Annotated in this window: 14 protein-coding genes and 1 tRNA gene; 2 read left to right on the top strand and 13 right to left on the bottom strand. The window is 71.3% G+C overall.

Translation table 11 applies throughout. From position 1 onward, the window contains the following. Positions 1-2: 2 nt before the first annotated feature. Entirely contained in the window at positions 3-1,085 is a 1,083-nt protein-coding gene (locus tag JRG78_RS06715) for a DNA polymerase IV (RefSeq protein ID WP_259605961.1), read from the bottom strand. A 99-nt stretch (positions 1,086-1,184) separates the two neighbouring features. Here JRG78_RS06715 and JRG78_RS06710 point away from each other — a divergent pair, with 99 nt between their 5' ends. After that, complete coding sequence (locus tag JRG78_RS06710; RefSeq protein WP_259605960.1) at positions 1,185-2,516, top strand: MFS transporter; 1,332 nt, start codon at positions 1,185-1,187, stop codon at positions 2,514-2,516. On the opposite strand, the gene JRG78_RS06705 is transcribed toward JRG78_RS06710, so the two are convergent. The 6 genes from JRG78_RS06705 to polA all read right to left on the bottom strand — a co-directional run bounded on the left by JRG78_RS06705 (position 2,449) and on the right by polA (position 10,686). Further along, positions 2,449-2,802: a YczE/YyaS/YitT family protein gene (locus JRG78_RS06705; RefSeq protein ID WP_259605959.1), complete on the bottom strand. Its 354-nt coding sequence runs from the start codon at positions 2,800-2,802 to the stop codon at positions 2,449-2,451. The two genes, JRG78_RS06710 and JRG78_RS06705, sit on opposite strands and share 68 nt — an antisense overlap. 246 nt (positions 2,803-3,048) lie before the next feature. Further along, positions 3,049-3,804, bottom strand: a complete 756-nt coding sequence (locus JRG78_RS06700) for an SGNH/GDSL hydrolase family protein (protein ID WP_259605958.1) — start codon at positions 3,802-3,804, stop codon at positions 3,049-3,051. A 24-nt stretch (positions 3,805-3,828) separates the two neighbouring features. Then, the gene (locus JRG78_RS06695; protein ID WP_259605957.1) at positions 3,829-5,181 is read right to left on the bottom strand and encodes an MFS transporter; all 1,353 of its coding nucleotides are present in this window, start codon (positions 5,179-5,181) and stop codon (positions 3,829-3,831) included. 55 nt (positions 5,182-5,236) lie between these two features. Then, positions 5,237-6,271, bottom strand: a complete 1,035-nt coding sequence (locus tag JRG78_RS06690) for an LLM class flavin-dependent oxidoreductase (RefSeq protein ID WP_259605956.1) — start codon at positions 6,269-6,271, stop codon at positions 5,237-5,239. Between the two features lie 71 nt (positions 6,272-6,342). Continuing rightward, a complete protein-coding gene (locus JRG78_RS06685) occupies positions 6,343-8,010 on the bottom strand; it encodes a DUF885 domain-containing protein (protein WP_259605955.1) in 1,668 nt (555 codons plus the stop codon). A 42-nt stretch (positions 8,011-8,052) separates the two neighbouring features. Beyond that, the gene (gene polA, locus JRG78_RS06680) at positions 8,053-10,686 is read right to left on the bottom strand and encodes a DNA polymerase I (RefSeq protein WP_259605954.1); all 2,634 of its coding nucleotides are present in this window, start codon (positions 10,684-10,686) and stop codon (positions 8,053-8,055) included. Between the two features lie 96 nt (positions 10,687-10,782). On the opposite strand from polA, the gene JRG78_RS06675 reads away from it, so the two are divergent. After that, positions 10,783-11,154: a hotdog fold thioesterase gene (locus JRG78_RS06675; RefSeq protein WP_259608150.1), complete on the top strand. Its 372-nt coding sequence runs from the start codon at positions 10,783-10,785 to the stop codon at positions 11,152-11,154. A gap of 61 nt (positions 11,155-11,215) precedes the next feature. Here the strand turns inward: JRG78_RS06675 and JRG78_RS06670 are convergent, their stop codons facing one another. The 6 genes from JRG78_RS06670 to lgt all read right to left on the bottom strand — a co-directional run bounded on the left by JRG78_RS06670 (position 11,216) and on the right by lgt (position 20,672). Beyond that, the gene (locus JRG78_RS06670) at positions 11,216-11,839 is read right to left on the bottom strand and encodes an ANTAR domain-containing response regulator (RefSeq protein ID WP_259605953.1); all 624 of its coding nucleotides are present in this window, start codon (positions 11,837-11,839) and stop codon (positions 11,216-11,218) included. Between the two features lie 13 nt (positions 11,840-11,852). Then, positions 11,853-11,938, bottom strand: a tRNA-Leu gene (locus JRG78_RS06665). Between the two features lie 77 nt (positions 11,939-12,015). After that, positions 12,016-13,464: a pyruvate kinase gene (gene pyk / locus JRG78_RS06660; RefSeq protein ID WP_259605952.1), complete on the bottom strand. Its 1,449-nt coding sequence runs from the start codon at positions 13,462-13,464 to the stop codon at positions 12,016-12,018. Between the two features lie 56 nt (positions 13,465-13,520). Beyond that, complete coding sequence (locus JRG78_RS06655; protein WP_259605951.1) at positions 13,521-14,987, bottom strand: glutamate synthase subunit beta; 1,467 nt, start codon at positions 14,985-14,987, stop codon at positions 13,521-13,523. Next, a complete protein-coding gene (gltB, locus tag JRG78_RS06650) occupies positions 14,980-19,569 on the bottom strand; it encodes a glutamate synthase large subunit (RefSeq protein WP_259605950.1) in 4,590 nt (1,529 codons plus the stop codon). The genes JRG78_RS06655 and gltB overlap by 8 nt, the downstream gene beginning before the upstream one ends. 101 nt (positions 19,570-19,670) lie before the next feature. Beyond that, positions 19,671-20,672 (bottom strand): prolipoprotein diacylglyceryl transferase, encoded by a 1,002-nt coding sequence (gene lgt / locus JRG78_RS06645; RefSeq protein WP_259605949.1) that lies wholly within the window; start codon positions 20,670-20,672, stop codon positions 19,671-19,673. Between the last annotated feature and the right edge of the window lie 7 nt (positions 20,673-20,679).

Here is a 20,679-nt window from a genome sequence, read left to right as displayed (position 1 = left end):
GATCAGATGCGGCCGCGCACCGGGGTCCGTTCGACCGGGTCTCCGCCGTCGGGCATGCTCATCTCCGCGCGCACGCCGAGCAGCCGCACCTCCCGCGTCGGGTCGAGCCCGGCGGCGAGGTCCAGTGCCGCGGCGACGAACGTCACGCGGTGGGTGGTCGGCTCGGCGAGCTTGCGCCCGACGGTTTTCGTCTCGAACGGCGCGTACCGCACCTTGAGGTGCACCCGGATGATCGGCCGGCCCTCGGCACGGCAGTCGTCGAACGCCTGACCCGCCAGCACCCGGACGGCGTCCGCGACCTCGGCGACGGTCGTCAGGTTCCGCTGGTAGGTCGTCTCCCGGCTGTGGCTGCGCGCGACCCACGGTGTGTCGTCGACGGTGACGGGACCCCTGCCGAAGCCCAGGTCGTGGTACCAGAGCCCCATCCTCGGCCCGAATTCGGCGACGAGCTCGTCGCGGTCGGCGTCCGCCAGCTCGCGCACGGTGCGGATGCCGTGGTCTGCCAGCCGCTTCTGCACGCGGGAGCCGATCCCCCACAGCTCACGCGTCGACCGCTCCCCCATCACCTCGAACCAGTTCGCGTCGGTGAGGCGGAAGATCCCGCGGGGCTTGCCGAACCCGGTGGCGATCTTGGCGCGCACCTTGTTGTCGCCGATCCCGACGGAGCAGTGCAGCGCCGTCGCCTCGAGCACCGCCCGCTGCGCCTCGCGCGCGACGGCCTCCGGGTCCTCGGTCGTCACGCCGAGGAAGCACTCGTCCCAGCCGATGACCTCCAGGACGACGCCGGGCAGCGCGCGCAGGGTGGCCATCACCTCAGCCGACGCCGCCTCGTAGGCCGCATGGTCGACGGGCAGGAAGACGGCATCCTCCGGCGCTTTGCGTGCCGCGATCTTCAACGGCATCCCCGAGCCGATGCCGTATGCCCTCGCCTCGTACGAGGCCGTCGAGACCACCGCCCGCTCGGCGGGGTCGCCGTGCCCGCCGACGATGACCGGGCGCCCGGCGAGCTCGGGGCGCCGCAGCACCTCGACCGCCGCGATGAACTGATCCATGTCGACGTGGAGCACCCAGGGATCCGCGGTCATGTCACGAGTCTGCCCTCCTTCCCCGGCCTTGTCACGGAAGCCGACCACGGGCCGCCGACACGGCGTCGTCGCCGAGCTCCCGCGTACTACCGTGGAGGGGTGACCGCAACGCCTCTCCTCCGCTCCGAGCCGGGGTGGCGCGCGTGGGTCATCTGGATCGTCGCGGTCGCGGCGTACGTGCTCGCGATCACGAATCGCGCCTCGCTGAGTGCGGTCGGCGTCGACGCCGCCGAGCGGTTCCACGCGGATGCGGCGACGCTGTCGCTCTTCGCGGTGGTGCAGCTGGCGGTGTACGGCGGTGCGCAGATCCCCATCGGCATCCTGCTCGACCGGCACGGCTCCCGGCCGATCATGGCGATCGGGATGGTGCTGATGGCCCTCGGCCAGCTCGTGATGGCGCTGTCCCCCAGCATCGGCATCGCCCTCGTGGCCCGCGTGCTGCTCGGCGCCGGGGACGCGGCCGTCTTCCCGGCGGCGCTGCGTCTGGTCGCGACCTGGTTCCCCGCGCAGCGCGGGCCGGTGATGGTGCAGTTCACCGGCATCATCGGTCAGACCGGCCAGCTCGTCGCCCTCATCCCGGTGGCGGCGCTGCTGCACGCCACCACCTGGACGATCACCTTCGGCAGCGTCGCCGGTCTCGGCGTCCTGTTCGCCATCCTGGTCTGGCTGGTCATCCGCAACCACCCGCGTCAGCGCGCCGCCGACGTGTCGGTGAACACCGAGACCGGGGTGGTCCGCGTGGTCACCTCCGCGATCGACACCGGCGTCGGCATCCGCGCCGCCTGGGCGCACCCCGGCACCCGCCTGGCGTTCTGGTCGCATTTCACCACCCCGTTCGCGGGCACGGCCTTCGTGCTGCTGTGGGGCATGCCGTTCCTCACCGCCGGCGAGGGTCTGACCACCCCCGCAGCGGCGGGGCTGCTGTCGCTGTTCGTGGTCGCCGGCATGCTGTTCGGCCCGCTGCTGGGCGAACTGTCCAGACGCATCCCCACCCGCCGGTCGCTGGCGCTGGTGCTGCCGACCGTCGCCGTGCAGCTGCTGGCGTGGGTCGCCGTGATCGCCTGGCCCGGACCGGCGCCGCTCTGGCTCCTCGTCGTCCTCATCGTCGCGCTCGCGGCGGGCGGGCCGGCATCCATGATCGCGTTCGATCACGCCCGCACGCACAACCCGGCGCATCGGCTCAGCACCGCCACCGGCGTCACGAACGCCGGCGGGTTCCTGGCGGCCCTCATCGCGATCTTCCTGATCGGACTCACCCTCGACCTGCAGGGCGCCGGGACCCCGGACACCTACTCCCTGGAGGCGTTCCGCCTGGCGTTCCTCACCCAGGTGCCGCTGTGGCTGCTCGGGGCGACCTTCATCGTCATCGAGCGCAAGCGCACCCGGATCCGCATGGGTCTGGACACGGAGAAGCCGCGCCGGCGGTCGTGAGTCCGGCGACCCCCGGAGTCCCGCCGGTGCGCGGACCGTTCGGCGCCTCGGCGGCATCCACGGGCAGCGGCACGGTGAACACGTGCAGGAAGAACTGGCACAGGGGCCCCACGAGCAGCGCGAACACCACGGTGCCGATGCCGAGGTTCCCGCCCAGCACCCAGCCGACCGCCACCACGGTCACCTCGATCGCCGTGCGCACGACCCAGATCGGGAGGCCGGTGCGACTGTGCAGGCCGGTCATCAGGCCGTCGCGCGGACCGGGACCGAAGTGCGCGCCGATCATTGACGAGCGTGCCGATCCCGAGCCGCTGACCGATCGGGATCCACAGCACCAGCACCACCACGCTCACCAGCACGGTGATCACGCCGAAGCTCAGCGGCAGGTGGTTCGCCAGTCCCTGTGTGAGCACGTCCCACGGCGCCGCGCCGATCGCCCCGCGGACGATGAACGCGATCCCGATGCCGTACAGGAACACCCCGACGATCAGCTGCGTGATCCGGCGCGTCAGGCGCCGTCCCGGCGTCCGGCTCATCGCGGCGTCCGCTCCACCCACGTGGGGTGCTTCGCGGCGCGACCGTCGCCGGAGGACGTGCCGGTCAGCCGCCGCCGCACCCACGGCGCGACGTGCCGGCGATAGTACTCGAGGCCGCCGGGGCGGGCCTCCGGATGCGCGGCGGGCGCCCACCACTCCGCCGGCGGCTCCAAGCCGAGGGCGTGCAGCACACGGGCGGCGACCCGGTGGTGCCCGTTCGCGTTCATGTGCAGCCGGTCCTCCGACCAGTACTCCGGTCCGGACAGCACGGTGTCGGGCCAGTTCAGGGCTCGGATCACATCCGGCCGGTCGGCGATCCGCCGCAGCACTGCGGCGGACAGCTCGTCGCCGCGGCGCTGGATCAGCCGGCCCATCGGCAGCTGCGCGCTCGGGTTCGCGCCGGAGAGCAGGATGAGGGTCACGCCCTCCTCGTCGCAGCGGCGCAGCACGTGGGAGAACGCGTCCGCGATGTGCTCCATGTCGGCCTTCGGCCGCAGCATGTCGTTGCCGCCGCCGTTGAAGGACAGATGGGTCGGGTGCAGCGCCAGCGCCGGCTCCAGCTGCTCCTGCACGATCGGCCAGGCCAGTCGTCCGCGGATCGCCAGGTTGGCGTACTGGACCGGTTCGCCGAGAGCATCCGCCCAGCCCTGCGCGACGAGATCCGCCCAGCCGCGCACGCGCCCGTCGGGCAGCTCGTCGCCGACGCCCTCGGTGAAGGAGTCGCCGATCGCGACGTACCGCACTGCAGCCATGCCGCCAGCCTATTGCGTCGGCCGTCAGCGGTCGTCGAGCGCGGCGCCCCGCCGGTCGGCCAGGCCCCACGCCGCCGCCGCGGCGACCACGAAGAACCCGGCGAAGACCGCGAAGGTGAGCGGCGCTCCCCCGGCCTGCAGCAGCACCGGCACGGTGAGCGGTGCGACGATGGAGGCGATCCGACCGACGCCGGCCGCCCAGCCCGCCCCCGTCGCCCGCACCGAGGTCGGATAGATCTCCGGGGTGATCGCGTACAGGGCGCCCCAGGCGCCGAGGTTGAAGAACGACAGCGCCATGCCGGTGGCGATGATGGCGCCCTCGCCGGTGGCCGTGCCGAACAGCACCGCCGACGCGGCGGAGCCGGCGAGGAACACCGACAGCGTGGCACGGCGTCCCCACACCTCGATCAGCCAGGCCGCGACCGCGTAGCCGGGCAGCTGAGCGAGGGTGATGACGAGCGTGAATCCGAAGGAGCGCACGAGGTCGTACCCGGCGGCGACCAGGATGCTCGGGATCCAGATGAACGCGCCGTAGTAGGCGAAGTTCACGCACAGCCACACCAGCCAGATGCACGCGGTGCGCAGACGGAACTCCGCCGACCAGAGCACGCCGAGCCGGCCCCCGGCGGTGTCGGCGAGGGAGCGGCGGGACGGCACGGTGCGGATGCGGGGCTGCTCCACGACCCCGGCGGAGGACTCCAGCCCCTCGACGATGCGCTCCGCCTCCGCCAGGCGGCCGCGCGACGCCAGCCAGCGTGGGGACTCCGGCAGTCCCCAGCGCACGACGAGCGCATACACGGCGGGCACGGCGCCGATGAGGAACGCCCAGCGCCAGCCGTCGGCGGATGCCGGGATCACCAGGTAGCCGATCAGCGCCGCCGCCGTCCATCCCAGGGCCCAGAACGCCTCCAGGATCACGATCATCCGGCCGCGGATCGCGGTCGGCGCGAACTCGCTGACATAGGTGGACGCCACCGGCAGTTCGGCGCCCAGCCCGAGCCCGACGAAGAAGCGGAGCACGAGCAGCAAGGCCACCCCGCCCACCAGCGCGCTGGCGCCGGTGGCGATCCCGTACACCAGCAGGGTGATCGCGAACACCTGCCGACGTCCGAGCCGGTCGGCGAGGAGCCCGCCGAGGCTTGCGCCGACGGCCATTCCGACGAACCCGATCGAGGCGATCCATCCCGACTCCGCCGGGGTCAGCGACCATTCTCGGATGAGCACGGCGATGATGAACGAGATCAGCCCGACGTCCATCGCGTCCAGCGCCCAGCCGATGCCCGACCCGGTCAGCACCCGCAGGTGGCGCCGGGTGAACGGCAGGACGTCCAGTCTCTCGCCGAGCGTGTGGCGGCTCGGCAGTGCGGTCTCGGGCATGCCTTCATCGTAGGGCCGCCGGGCCCGCCTCACCGCTCGGCGCCGAAAGCGGCGCTCAGGCGTCCGCGGCGAGCAGCCGCCGCACCCGCGGCACCACCTCGGAGCCGTACAGCTCGATGCTGCGCATCATCGCCTCATGCGGCAGGGTGCCCGTGGAGTATTTCAGGTCGAACCGGCCGATGCCGAGCGTGCGGACGGTGTCGGCGATCTTCGCCGCCACCCGGTCGGGTGAGCCGACGTACAGCGCCCCCGCGGGGCCCACGTCGTTCTGGAACCGCGCACGGCTGTACGGCGGCCAGCCGCGCTCCCGGCCGATGGTGTTGTTCATCGCCTCGAAGCCGGGGTAGGCGGTCTCCCACGCCTCCTCGTCGGTGCCGGCGATATGCCCCGGCGAGTGCACCGCGACCGGATGCGCGGTCGTGCCGAAGCTGCGCACGGAACGGTGATACAGCTCGACGAACGGTGCGAAGCGCGCGGCCGGGCCGCCGATGATGGCGAGCATCAAGCCGAGGCCGTGCCGCGCCACCCGCACCACGGACTCCGGGCTGCCGCCCACGCCGACCCAGGTGCGCAGCCCGTGCTCGGTCTTCGGGAACACGTCGGCGTCGGTCAGCGGCGCGCGCATCGTGCCCGACCAGGTCACCGGCTCTTCGCGAAGAAGCTGCACGAACAGGTCGAGCTTCTCCTCGAAGAGCGCCTCGTAGTCCTTCAGGTCGTAGCCGAACAGCGGGAAGGACTCGATGAACGAGCCGCGCCCGAGCACCACCTCCGCGCGGCCGTCTGACAGTGCGTCCAGGGTGGCGAAGCGCTCGAACACCCGCACCGGGTCGTCCGAGGAGAGGACCGTCACCGCCGTCCCGAGCCGGATCCGCTTCGTGCGCCCCGCGATCGCGGCGAGCACCATCTCGGGTGCGGACACCGCGAACTCGGCGCGGTGGTGCTCCCCCACCCCGAAGAAGTCGACGCCGACGGCGTCGGCGAGCTCCGCCTGCGCCACGACGTTGCGGATCGTCTGCGCCGCGCTGAGCGGCTTCCCGTCCGGGCCCACCGTGATGTCGCCGAAGGTGTCCAGTCCGAACTCGATGTCCATGATCGTCCTCTCCATTCAGACGAATGAACCCCGCGCCGTCCGACGCTATTCCGCCGGCTCCGGAAGCCCGCTCAGCGCAGGAAGACGCTGCGCAGGGTGTCCAGGCCGACGCCGCCCAGGTCCAGCGCCCGCTTGTGGAACTCCTTGAACGAGAAGTCCGGCTCCTGCTCGGCCGCGGCCCGCACCTGCTCCCAGATCCGCTGTCCGACCTTGTACGACGGCGCCTGACCCGGCCAGCCCAGGTACCGGTTGACCTCGAACCGGACGAACTCGTCGGGCATGTTGACGTTCGCGCGCAGGAACTCCAGCGCGTAGGCCGCATCCCACGCTCCGCCGCCCCCGGGCCGCTCCTTGCCGAGGTGCACGCCGATGTCCAGGACGACGCGAGCGGCGCGCATCCGCTGGCCATCCAGCATGCCGAGCCGGTCGGCCGGGTCGTCCAGGTAGCCGAGCTGCTCCATCAGCCGCTCCGCGTACAGCGCCCAGCCCTCCGCGTGGCCGGAGGTGCCGGCCAGCAGGCGCCGCCAGGAGTTGAGCTGCCCGCGGTTGTACACCGCCTGCGCGATCTGCAGGTGGTGGCCCGGCACCCCCTCGTGGTAGACGGTGGTCAGCTCGCGCCAGGTGTCGAACTCGGTCACGCCCTCCGGCACCGACCACCACATCCGCCCGGGGCGGGAGAAGTCGTCGGTGGGGCCGGTGTAGTAGATGCCGCCCTCCTGCGTCGGGGCGATCATGCACTCCAGTGTGCGGATCTGCTCCGGGATGTCGAAGTGCGTGGCGCCGAGCTCCGCGATGGCGCGGTCGCTGGTCTCCTGCATCCACCGCTGCAGCGCCTCGGTGCCGTGGAGCTTGCGGGACGGGTCGGCGTCGAGATGCGCCACCGCCTCCGCCACGCTCGCGCCGGGGAGGATCTCGTGCGCGATCGCGGTCTGCTCCGCGATCATCCGCTCCAGCTCCTCGCGCCCCCACTCGTAGGTCTCGTCGAGGTCGATCGTGGCGCCGAGGAAGCGCCGGGAGTTCAGGGCGTAGAGCTCGCGGCCGACGGCATCCGTCTCGCTCGCCGCATCCGCCAGGGTGCCGGTGAGGAAGGCGCGCAGCTCGTCGTAGGCGACGCGCGCGGCCGCGGCGTTGTCGGCGAGGTCGCGGGCGAGGGATGCCGGCAGCTGGCCGTCGGCGGGAGCGGCGTTCGCCACGAGCTCGGCGAAGAATCCGTCGTCGGCGGTGTAGCGCACGATCTGGTCGGCGACCTCCCGCACCTGCCTCCGGGCCGGCACCACGCCGCGGGCGATGCCCTCGCGGAGCGTCTCGGTGTAGCCGCGCAGCGCCTCCGGGACCGCGGCGAGCCGGGTGGCGATCGTGGACCAGTCCTCGGTGCTGGCCGTCGGCATCAGGTCGAACGCCTGGCGGACGTCCTGAGGCGCCGAGGCGATCACGTTGAGATCCCGCAGATGCCACTGGGCGTCGTGCAGCTCGATCTCCAGGCGCAGCTCGGCGCTCAGATCCGCCTTGGTGACCTCGTCGACCGCGTCGGCCGGCTCCAGCGCCTCCAGCGACCGCAGCGCGGCGCGCGCGGCCTCGGCGTACTCCTCGTGGCCAGCGGGGCTCAGGTCGCCGAACCGGTGATTGTGCTCGGTGCGGCCGATGTAGGTGCCGATGGTGGGGACCAGGCGGGCGATCGTGTCGACCCACTCCTCCGCGACCGCGTCGATCGCGGTCGGCGTGCGCGTTTCTGACGTCATGCCGCTCAGCCTAGTGGGACGTCCCCGAGGCCTCGCGGAACGTCAGTGCCCGGCCTCGTTCCAGTCGCTGCCGCGCCCGACCTGCACGTCCAGGGGCACCGACAGGTCGGCAGCTCCCGCCATGCGCTCGCGGACGATCCGCTCCGCCTCGTCCCACTCCCCCGGCGCGACCTCCACGACGAGCTCGTCGTGGATCTGCAGCAGCACGCGCGAGCGGAGACCGGCCGCGGTGAGATCGTCGTGGATGCGGAACAGCGCGATCTTCATGATGTCCGCCGCGCTGCCCTGGATCGGCGCGTTCAGCGCCGCCCGCTCCGCGTTCTCGCGCAGCACCCGGTTCGGGCTGGACAGGTCCGGGAAGGGCCGCCGGCGGCCGAAGATCGTCTCGGTGTAGCCGTCCTCCTTCGCCTTCATCACGGAGGCTCGCAGGTAGTCGCGCACCGCGCCGAACCGGGCGAAGTACTCCATCATCAGCTGCTTCGCCTCGGCCTGCTCGATGCGCAGCTGCTTCGACAGGCCGAACGCGCTGAGCCCGTACACGAGCCCGTACGACATCGCCTTGACCTTGGTGCGCATGGCGGGGGTGACGTCCTCCGGCGCCACGCCGAACACCCGCGCGCCGACGAACCGGTGCAGGTCCTCCCCGGAGTTGAACGCCTCGATGAGTCCCGGGTCCCCGGACAGGTGCGCCATGATCCGCATCTCGATCTGCGAGTAGTCCGCGGTCAGCAGCGTCTCGAACCCTTCGCCGACCCGGAAGGCGCTGCGGATGCGGCGGGACTCCTCGGTGCGGATCGGGATGTTCTGCAGATTCGGGTCGGTGCTGGAGAGGCGTCCGGTCTGGCTGCCGGTCTGCAGGTAGGTGGTGTGGATGCGCCCGTCCTCGCGGATGGCGACATCGAGGGACTCGATGATCTGGCGCAGCTTCGTCGCCTCGCGGTGCTGCGACAGCTGCTCCAGGAACGGATGCGGGGTGCTCTCCTGCAGGTCGGCCAGCGCCGCGGCATCCGTGGAGTACCCGGTCTTCGTCTTGCGCGTCTTCGGCAGCTGCAGCTCCTCGAACAGCACCTCCTGCAGCTGCTTGGGTGAGCCGAGGTTCACCTCGTGCCCGATCGTCGCGTACGCCTGCTGGGCGATCGCGTCGGCGCGGGCGCCCAGCTCGGCCGAGAACGCGGAGAGCACGTCGTGCGAGACGGCGACGCCTGCCAGCTCCATGTCGGCGAGGGTGAGCAGGGTGGGCAGCTCGATGGCGGTGAGCACGGTCGCGACGCTGTCCGGCATCGCCGCGCGCAGCGCCTCGTCGGTGCGCAGCGTGAACCACGCCTCCTGCGCCGGCGTGGCGCCCTCGTTCTCCGGCACCAGCTGGGTCGGGTCCGCCTCGGGGAGCTTCTCGCCGAGGTAGCGCTCCACCAGGTTGGCGAGCGTCTTGTCGGGGAAGCTGGGCCGCATCAGCCAGCCGGCGAGCAGCGTGTCCCCGGCGAGCCCGCGGAGACGGATGCCGGCGCGGCGCAGCGCCTTCACCTGCGGCTTCGCGTCATGCAGCACCTTCGGGGCGTCCGATTCCAGCCAGGCGCGCAGCGCGTCGGCGGCGTCATCCGACCAGTCCGTCTCGCGCAACTCGGTGGCCGAGGCGACCCCGATCCGGTGCACGCGTTCACCGGCGAGCACGAGCGCGACGCCGAGCGGTCCCTGCTGCGCGGCCGCCCACGTGGCGATGTCGGCGGCGCCAGTCTCCACGGGCGAGGGCATCTCCACGGCATCCGCCTGCGCGCCGCCGTCGTCCTCGGCGCCGACGGCCTCGAACACGCGCGGCAGCAGGGTGCGGAACTCCAGCCGGGCGAAGATGTCGCGCACGGCCAGCGCGTCGATCGGCGTCACCACCAGCTCGGCGGGCCCGACCGGCAGGTCCACGTCCCGCAGCAGCCGGTTCAGCTGGCGGTTCCGTCGGACGTCCTCGATGTGCTCGCGCAGGTTGCCGCCGACCACGCCCTTGATCTCCCCGGCGCGTTCGAGCAGCTCATCGAGCGAGCCGAACTGGTTCAGCCACTTCACCGCCGTCTTCTCGCCCACTTTCGGGACGCCGGGCAGGTTGTCGCTGGTCTCCCCCACCAGCGCGGCGATGTCGGGGTACTGCTCGGGCCGGACCCCGTAGCGCTCGACCACCGTCGCCGGGTCGTAGCGCTTCAGCTGCGACACCCCCTGCACGGACGGGTAGAGCAGGGTGATCTCGTCGTTGACGAGCTGGATGGTGTCGCGGTCGCCGGAGACGACGAGCACGTCGTAGCCCTGCGCGGCGCCCTGGGTGGCCAGGGTCGCCAGGATGTCGTCCGCCTCGACGCCCTCCTTGGTGAGCACCGGGATGGACATCGCGTTCAGGCACTCCTGCAGCAGCGGGATCTGCCCCCGGAACTCCGGCGGGGTCTCCGAGCGGGTGGCCTTGTACTCGGCGTACACCTCGGTGCGGAACGAGTGGCGCGACGTGTCGAAGGCGATCGCCATGTGGGTGGGACGCTCGGCCTTGATCAGGTTGATCAGCATCGACAGGAAGCCGTAGATGGCGTTCGTGTGCTGGTTGTCCCTGGTGGTGAAGTTCTCGACCGGCAGCGCGAAGAAGGCGCGGTAGGCGAGCGAATGGCCGTCGACGACCATGAGGGTAGGCTTTGCGGAGTCCGTCACCCTGTCAGCCTAACGAGGGCTGACGACACTCGCTGAGGAGGACGCGTGAGCGACCAGACCCTCTCCCCCGGCCTGGAGTGGGCCACCCGCCGCGGCATGGGCGCGCTGGCGGAGAAGATGGGGATCCGGTTCACCGAGTTCAGCGTGGAGCGCGCCGTCGCGACCATGCCGGTGGAGGGGAACACGCAGCCGGTGGGGCTGCTGCACGGCGGCGCGTATGTCGTGCTGGGCGAGTCGCTGGGGTCGATGGCGGCGAACATGCACGCCGGTCCCGGGCGGCTCGCGGTGGGCGTGGACATCAACGCCACGCACACCCGGTCGGCGACCTCGGGCACCGTCACCGGCGTGTGCACCCCGATCCACCTCGGCCGCACCATGACGGTGCACGAGATCGTCGTCACCGACGAGCAGGGCCGGCGCTGCTCCACGATCCGGATCACGAACCTCATCCGCGACGTCGCCGACTGAGCGACGCGCGCTCAGTCCCCTTCGCACAGCGGACGGGGCTGGACCCCGCCGCCGAGCGGGATCACTGCTTCTTCGGCGCCAGCTGCTCGATGATCGCCTTGGCGACGTCCTGCATGGTCAGTCGGCGGTCCATCGACGCCTTCTGGATCCAGCGGAACGCCTCGGGCTCGGTGAGGCCCATCTTCTCGTTCAGCAGGCCCTTGGCGCGGTCGACGAGCTTGCGGGTCTCGAAGCGCTCGACCATGTCGGCGACCTCGGCCTCGAGCGTGATGATCTGCTCATGCCGGGCCAGGGCGATCTCGATCGCCGGGAGCAGGTCGTTCGGCGTGAACGGCTTGACCACGTAGGCCAGGGCGCCCGCCTCGCTGGCCCGCTCGACGAGCTCCTTCTGGCTGAACGCCGTGAGCAGGACGACCGGCGCGATGTGGTTCTTGTGCAGCCGCTCGGCGGCGCTGATGCCGTCCAGCTGCGGCATCTTCACGTCCATGATCACGAGGTCCGGCCGCAGCTCGGTGGCGAGCTGGACGGCGGTCTCGCCGTCGCCGGCCTCGCCGACGACGTCGAAGCCGTTGTCGCGGAGGATCTCGACGATGTCGAGGCGGATCAGCGATTCGTCCTCGGCGACGACGACGCGTCGCGGGGCGGATGCCGTGGACTGCTCAGGCTGCTGCTCGTGATCGGTCACACAGACATCCTATTGGTGCCGGCGGTGGGACTCGAACCCACACGCCCTTTCGGACAAAGCATTTTGAGTGCTCCGCGTCTGCCATTCCGCCACGCCGGCCCTGGTCGACTCTAACGCACGAGGGGGGCAGGCCGATCGCCTGCCCCCTCGTGCGCGTCCTCGAAGCGCGCGCTCGATCAGAGCCCGCGCTTGTACACCGGGGCGGCGCCGCCGTGCGCGTCGCCGACCTTGTGCACGCGGATGTCGTTGGTGGAGCCGATGATGCCGGGAGGGGATCCGGAGATCACGACGACCTTGTCCCCCTCCTTCGCCAAGCCCGTGCCGAGCAGGTAGTCGTCCACCTGGTGGTACATCAGGTCGGTGTGCTCGACGCTGTCGACCAGGGTGGAGGTGATGCCCCAGGTGAGCGCCATGCGGCGGCGGATGCCGGGCTCGGGCGTGAAGGCGAGCATCGGGATGCGCGAGCGCAGCCGGGACAGCCGGCGTGCGGAGTCGCCGGACTGGGTGAACACGCAGAGGAACTTCGCCTCCACGAACTCGGCGACCTCGAGGGCGGCGAGCGTGATCGCCCCGCCCTGGGTGCGCGGCTTGGTGGTCAGCGGGAGGATCCGCTCGAGGCCGTGCTCCTCGGTGGACTCGATGATCCGGGCCATGGTCTGCACCGCGATCACCGGGTACTCGCCCACGCTGGTCTCGCCGGAGAGCATCACGGCGTCCGCACCGTCGAGCACGGCGTTGGCGACGTCGGAGGTCTCGGCGCGGGTGGGCACCGGGCTGTTGATCATCGACTCCAGCATCTGGGTGGCGACGATGACCGGCTTGGCGTTGCGGCGGGCCAGCTCGACCGCGCGCTTCTGCACGATCGGCACCGCCTCCAGCGGCAGCTCGACGCCCAGGTCGCCGCGGGCGACCATGATGCCGTCGAAGGCGTCGACGATCTCCTCGAGGTTGTCCACCGCCTGCGGCTTCTCGATCTTGGCGATGACCGGGATGCGCACGCCCTCCTCGGCCATGATCTCGTGCACGCGGGTGACGTCGGCGGCGTTGCGCACGAACGACAGCGCGATGATGTCCACGCCGGTGCGCAGGCCCCAGCGGAGGTCGGCCTCGTCCTTCTCGCTGAGCGCGGGGACGCTGACCGCGACGCCGGGCAGGTTGATGCCCTTGTTGTTGGACACCGCGCCGGCGACCACGACCCGGGTCGTCACGACCGTGCCGTCGGTCTCCAGCACCTCGACGCGGACCTTGCCGTCGTCGATGAGCAGGAAGTCGCCGGGCTTGACGTCGTTCGGCAGCCCCTTGAACGTCGTCCCCGAGATCTCCTTGGTGCCGAGGATGTCCTCGGTGGTGATCTTGAAGATGTCGCCCTCGGCGAGCTCGTACGGGCCGCCCTCGAACTTGCCGAGCCGGATCTTCGGCCCCTGCAGGTCGACGAGCACCGCGACCGCCCGGCCGGAGTCCTCGGCGGCGCGGCGCACGTTGGCGTAGTTCGCCTCGTGCACGGAGTAGTCGCCGTGGCTCAGGTTCAGGCGGGCGACGTCCACTCCGGCGTCGATCAGGGCGCGGACCGATTCATAGGTCGAGGTGGCCGGGCCGAGGGTGGCGACGATTTTCGCGCGTCTCAACAGATGTCTCCAGGGTATGAGGGGGATCAGGTACAGGCGGCGCTGCCGCGCTCAGCCTACGCGGGCTGGACGCTCAGCGCGACATCCGTGGGACGCACCGGCGCGGGCAGCACGGTGGTGCCCATCAGGTGCCGGTCGACGGCCGCGGCGACCGCGCGGCCTTCGGCGATCGCCCACACGATGAGCGACTGGCCGCGGCCGGCGTCCCCGGCGACGAACACGCCGGGCACGGTGGTCTGGTAGTCGCCGTCGCGGCGGATCGCCCCGCGGTCGGTGAACTGCGGAGTCGTCTCGCCGTGGTACCCGTCCCGCTCCGGGCCGGTGAAGCCCATCGCGATCAGCACGAGATCGGCCGGGATCTCCCGTTCGGTGCCGCTCTTGGGCACGCGGCGTCCATCCACGAACTCGGTCTCGGCCACGCGCAGGGCGCGCACTTCGCCGGCCGCGTTCGGCAGGAACTCGACGGTCGAGGCGAGGTAGACCCGCTCGCCGCCCTCCTCGTGCGCGGACTGCACCTCGAACAGGTTCGGCATCGTCGGCCACGGCTGGTGCTCCGGGCGCTCGGTGGACGGCTGCCGGCCGATGGCGAGGTTGGTCACGCTGAGCGCCCCCTGCCGGTGCGCGGTGCCGATGCAGTCGGCGCCGGTGTCGCCGCCGCCGATCACCACCACGTGCTTGCCCTCGGCGGTGATCTGGTTCGGCACGTCGTCGCCGGCGACCCTGCGGTTCGATTCGACGAGGTACTCCATCGCGAAGTGCACGCCGTCCAGGTCGCGCCCGGGGATGGGCAGGTCGCGCGGCACGGTCGCGCCGGTCGCGATGACCACGGCGTCGTACCGGGCGCGCAGGCCGTCCCAGCTGAGGTCCTTGCCGATCTCGACGCCGGCGCGGAAGCGGGTGCCCTCCTCCTGCATCTGGCGCAGGCGCGACTCGAGGTGCCGCTTCTCCATCTTGAAGTCCGGGATGCCGTAGCGGAGCAGCCCGCCGATGCGGTCGTCCCGCTCGTACACGGCGACGGTGTGCCCGGCGCGGGTGAGCTGCTGCGCGGCGGCCAGGCCGGCGGGTCCGGAGCCGACGACGGCGACGGTCTTGCCGGTGAGCCGGGCGGGGGGCTGCGGCTCCACCCAGCCGCGGGCGAAGGCCTCGTCGATGATCGAGACCTCGACCTGCTTGATGGTCACGGCGGGCTGGTTGATCCCGAGCACGCACGCGCTCTCGCACGGCGCGGGGCACAGCCGCCCGGTGAACTCCGGGAAGTTGTTCGTGGCGTGCAGCCGCTCGATCGCGGTGCGGTCCTCGCCGCGCCAGGTGAGGTCGTTCCACTCCGGGATGAGGTTGCCCAGCGGGCATCCGGAGTGGCAGAACGGGATGCCGCAGTCCATGCAGCGGCTGGCCTGGCGGCGGAGCACGGCCCGGTCGCCGGGCTCGTACACCTCCTTCCAGTCCATGATGCGGACGGGCACGGGGCGCCGGGCCGGCAGCTCGCGCTCCGTGATCTTCAGGAAGCCTTTGGGATCAGCCACCGGTCACCTCCAGGATCCGGTTCCAGACGACGTCGCCGTCGGGGTCGAGCCCCTCGGCCTCCGCCTCCCGGCGTGCGTTCTGCACCGCGGCGAAATCGCGCGGCACAACCTTGACGAAGTCCGCCTGCGCCGCATCGAAGTCGGCGAGGAGCTCGGCGGCGAGCGGGGATGCCGTCCGCTCGAGGTGCTCCGCGAGCAGGTCGCGCAGCAGTTCGAGGTCGGCGCGGTCGAGCGGCTCGAGCTGCAGCTCGCCGCTGTCCAGCGACTGGGCGTTGATGTTCTCGCGGCGCAGGCCCCGCACGAAGGCGACGCCGCCGGACATGCCGGCGCCGAGGTTGCGCCCGGTCTCGCCCAGGATGACGGCCAGACCGCCGGTCATGTACTCCAGGGCGTGGTCGCCGACGCCCTCCACGACCGCCGTGGCGCCGGAGTTGCGGACCAGGAACCGCTCCCCCACGACGCCCGAGATGAACATCGTCCCCGAGGTGGCGCCGTAGCCGATCACGTTGCCGGCGACGACGTTGCGGTGCGGGGCGAAGGTCGCCGCGCGCGGCGGGCGGATGGTGATGTCTCCGCCGGACAGGCCCTTGCCGACGTAGTCGTTGGCGTCGCCCTCGAGCCGCAGGATGATCCCGGGCGGGAGGAAGGCGCCGAGCGACTGCCCGGCCGTGCCGTGCAGGGTGATGTCGATGGTCTCGCGGGCGAGGCCGTCCGCCCCGAACCGCGCGGTGACCTCGTGGCCGAGCATGGTGCCCACGGCCCGCTCGGTGTTGCGGATCGGCAGCTCGATGACCACCGGCGCCCTGTCCTCGAGGGCCTCGCGCGCCATCTCGATGAGCTGGGAGTCGAAGTGGGCGTCCAGCTCGTGGTCCTGCGGCCGGCCGCTGCGGCGCGGCTCGTCGGCGGGGAACACCGGCCCTTCCAGGATCGGCGTGAGGTCCAGGCCCTCCGCCTTCCAGTGCCGGATCGCGGCGTCCGTGCGCAGCAGGTCGGTGCGGCCGATGATCTCGTCCAGGGAGCGGAAGCCCAGCTCGGCGAGGAGCTCGCGCACCTCCTCCGCGATGAACTCCATGAAGTTCACCACGAACTCCGGCTTGCCCGTGAAGCGCTGCCGCAGCACCGGGTTCTGCGTGGCGACGCCGACCGGGCAGGTGTCCAGGTGGCACACCCGCATCATCACGCATCCGCTGACCACGAGCGGCGCGGTGGCGAAGCCGAACTCCTCCGCCCCGAGCAGCGCGCCGATGATCACGTCGCGGCCGGTCTTGAGCTGGCCGTCCACCTGCACCACCACGCGGTCGCGCATGCCGTTCAGCATCAGCGTCTGCTGGGTCTCGGCCAGGCCCAGCTCCCACGGGGTGCCGGCGTGCTTGAGGGAGTTCAGCGGGCTGGCACCCGTGCCGCCGTCGTGGCCGGACACCAGCACGACGTCGCTGAGCGCCTTCGCCACGCCCGCGGCGACCGCGCCGATGCCGGACTGGCTGACCAGCTTGGTGTGGATGCGGGCCTTCGGGTTCGCGCGCTTGAGGTCGAAGATCAGCTGCTTCAGATCCTCGATCGAGTAGATGTCGTGGTGCGGCGGCGGGGAGATGAGCCCCACGCCGGGGGTGGCGTGCCGGGTGCGCGCGACCCACGGGTACACCTTCTGCGGCGGCAGCTGCCCGCCCTCGCCGGGCTTGGCGCCCTGCGCGAGCTTGATCTGCAGGTCGTCCGCCTCGGTCAGGTACTGGCTGGTGACGCCGAACCGGCCGGAGGCGACCTGCTTGATGGCGCTGCGGCGCTCCGGGTCGACCAGGCGCTCCGGGTCCTCGCCGCCCTCACCGGTGTTGGACTTCGCGCCCAGCCGGTTCATCGCGATCGCGAGCGTCTCGTGCGCCTCCTGCGAGATCGAGCCGTAGCTCATCGCGCCGGTGGAGAACCGCTTCACGATCTCCGACACCGGCTCCACCTCGTCCAGCGGCACCGGGGGCCGCTCCCCCGTGCGTAGCTCGAACAGGCCGCGCAGCGTCTTCAGCTCGCGCGACTGGTCGTCCACGAGCCTGGTGTACTCGCGGAAGATGTCGTACCGCCGGGTGCGCGTGGAGTGCTGCAGCCGGAACACGGTCTCCGGGTTGAACAGGTGCGGCGAGCCGTCGCGGCGCCACTGGTACTCCCCGCCGGTCCACAGCCGCTCGTGGGCGCGGGCCGCGGCGTCCTCCGGGTAGGCGAAGTCGTGCCGCGCCTGGTTCTCGGCGAACACGTCCTCGATGCCGATGCCGCCGAGCTTGGTCTCGGTTCCGGTGAAGAACTCGTCCACGAATTCCTGGCTGAGGCCCACCGCCTCGAACACCTGTGCGCCGGCGTACGAGGACACCGTGGAGATACCCATCTTCGACATGATCTTCAGCACGCCCTTGCCGAGCGCGTAGATGAGGTTCCGCACCGCCTGCTCGGGCGTGACGCCGGTGATGAAGCCGGTGCGCACGAGGTGTTCGACGGTCTCCATCGCCAGATACGGGTTGACGGCGGATGCTCCGTAGCCGATCAGGGTGGCGACGTGGTGCACCTCGCGCACGTCGCCGGCCTCGACGATGAGACCCACCTTCATCCGGTTCTCGTTGCGGATCAGGTGGTGGTGCACTGCCGACAGCATCAGCAGCGACGGGATCGGCACCAGGTCCTTGTTCGAGTCGCGGTCGGACAGGATGATGAACTCCGCTCCGCGTTCGATCGCGGCATCCACCTCGGCGCACATCTCCGTGAGCCGCTCGCGCATGGTGTGCGGGCCGGCGTCGAAGTGGTACAGCCCCTTGATCGTCACGCTGGAGCGGTCGGGCAGGGCGCGGTCGATGTGCCGGATCTTCGCGAGCTCGTCGTTGTCGATCACCGGGAAGTCCAGCGTGACCGTGCGGGCGTGCTCGGGCCCCCAGTCCAGCAGGTTGCGCTCCGGTCCGAGGCCGAGGCGCAGGCTGGTGACGACCTCCTCGCGGATGGCGTCCAGCGGCGGGTTGGTCACCTGCGCGAACTGCTGCACGAAGTAGTCGAAGAGCAGGCGCGGCCGCTCGCTGAGCACGGCGATGGGCGTGTCGCTGCCCATCGCGCCCAGCGGCTCGACCCCGGTCTGCCCCATCGGGGTGAGCAGGATCCGCACCTCCTCCTCGGTGTAGCCGAAGGTGCGCTGGCGGCGGGTGATCGAGGCGGCCGGATGCACGATGTGCTCGCGCTCCGGCAGGTCGGCCAGGCGCACCGCGCCGGCATCCAGCCACTCCTGCCACGGATGCATGGTGGCGAGCTCGCGCTTGATCTCCTCATCCTCGATGATGCGGCCCTGCGCGGTGTCGACGAGGAACATCCGGCCCGGGCGCAGCCGGCCGCGGCGCTTGATCCGCTCCGGCTCGAACTCCAGCACGCCGGTCTCGCTGCCGATCACCACCAGCCCGTCGGTGGTCTCGGTCCACCGGCCGGGGCGCAGCCCGTTGCGGTCCAGGGTCGCACCGACCAGGGTGCCGTCGGTGAAGATCAGCGCGGCGGGACCGTCCCACGGCTCCATCTGGTTGGAGTGGAACTCGTAGAAGGCGCGCAGGTCGGGGTCGAGGCCCGGCTGCTTCTCCCACGCCTCCGGCACCATCATCATGATCGCGTGCGGGAGGCTGCGGCCGGTGAGGGTGAGCAGCTCGAGCACCTCGTCGAACGATGCGGAGTCGCTCGCGCCGGGCGTGCAGATCGGCAGGAGCGGCTTCATGTCGCCGAGCAGCTCGGACTCCAGCTGCGACTGCCGGGCGCGCATCCAGTTGCGGTTGCCGCCGACGGTGTTGATCTCGCCGTTGTGCGCCAGCATCCGCAGCGGCTGCGCGAGCGGCCACGACGGGAACGTGTTCGTGGAGTACCGCGAGTGCACGACCGCGAGCTCCGAGGCGAAGCGCTCGTCCTGCAGGTCGGGGTAGAACGGCTCCAGCTGCAGGGTGGTGACCATGCCCTTGTACCCGAGCGTGCGGGCGGACAGGGTCACGAAGTAGGCGCCGAGCTCGTGTCCGGCGCGCTTGCGGAGCCGGTACGCGATCCGGTCCAGCGCGATCCCGGACGCCGCCTCCCGGTCACCGGCGGCGGGACGGGAGACGAACAGCTGCTCGAAGGCCGGGCGCGCCTCGTCGGCGAGCTTGCCGAGGTGCTCGTTCGCGGTGGGCACGACGCGCCAGCCGAGGACGGTCAGGCCCTCCTCGCGGGCGATCCGCTCGATGCCGGCCTTCTGCTCGCGGCGCGCGCTGGAATCGCGCGGCAGGAACGCCAGTCCCGCGGCGTACTGTCCCGCCGGGGGCAGCGGGAAGGACACCACGTCGCGCAGGAACGCGTCGGGCATCTGGGTGAGGATGCCCGCGCCGTCGCCGGTGCCGGCGTCGGAGCCGATCGCCCCGCGGTGCTCGAGGTTGCGCAGCGCCTGCAGGGCGAGCGCGATGATGTCGTGTCCCGGCGTGCCGCGCAGGGTCGCGACCATCGCCAGGCCGCAGGCGTCCTTCTCGTGCGCGGGGTTGTACAGCCCCTGGGCTGCGGGGAACCGCTGGCCCACCGGCTGTGCGGGGTCGTTCGTGTGGCGGCTGGAAGCCATGCTGCCGTCCTCGGTCGGGTCTTGGTGCACAAAGGACGTCGTCGGCCTGCGCAGTGCGGGCGGGGGATCCCACAGACGGAACCGCGCCTCAGGGGCGGGTGTCAGCTGGTGGGAGCGGCGCTTGTGGCGGTGTCCCCTGCTTCGATGTCGCCGGCCGGAGGCTCACTCACGTCGACGTACTCGCTGGTGTTCTGTGATTGTACATGCACGGACTCGGGTGCTCGCCCTGGCATGTACGGCGAGGGCTCGCGGCCCGGGTGACGGCGCGTCTGCACGATCAGGATGACGACGCCGACGACGACCCCGAGGATCGCGGCCCACACGTTGCTGCGCAGGCCGAGGATGACCTCGCTCGGGTCGATGCGGATGGACTCCCAGACGATGCGGCCCGCGCTGTACCAGATCAGGTAGCAGGCGAACAGCTTGCCCCACTGCAGCTTCAGCCGGTGGCCCAGCCAGAGCAGCACGATCACGCCGAGGCCGTTCCAGACGACCTCGTACAGGAAGGTGGGGTGGAACAGGGTGTCCTCGGCCAGGCCCGGTGGGAACGCCGGGTTGTCCGGGTCGATCTCCAGGCCCCACGGCAGGTCGGTGGGAAGGCCGAACAGCTCCTGGTTGAACCAGTTGCCGAACCGCCCCACGGCCTGCGCGAGCAGGAGGCCCGGCGCGAGGGCGTCCGCGAAGGTCCAGAACCGGATGCCGGTCCACCGGCACCCCAGCCAGGCGCCGACGGCGCCGCCGAGCAGCGCGCCGAAGATGGCGATGCCGCCCTCCCAGATCGCCCACACCGAGCCCGGCTCGAACGGGTTCCAGGTGTTCTTCCCGGGGCCGAAGTAGAAGTTCGGGTGGGTGAGCACGTGGAAGATCCGGGCGCCGATGATCGCCAGCGGCACGGCCAGGATCGCGATGTCGATGACCACCCACTTCTCCGCGCCGCGGCGGGTGAGGCGATGGTTCGTGATCAGCACCGCCGCGATGATCCCCGCGATGATGCAGAGGGCGTAGAAGTGGATCCGGAGCGGGCCGACCTCGATGAAGCTGATCGGCGGGCTCGGGATGCTGGCGAGCACGCCCGGGACGGTGCTGTGAAGCGCGAGGGACATGAGAGCG

It is taken from the genome of Microbacterium sp. EF45047 (assembly GCF_028472845.1).
Classification (GTDB): Bacteria; Actinomycetota; Actinomycetes; order Actinomycetales; family Microbacteriaceae; genus Microbacterium; species Microbacterium neungamense.
Note: the sequence above shows the minus strand (reverse complement) of the source record. Positions and strands in the feature narration are given on the sequence as shown.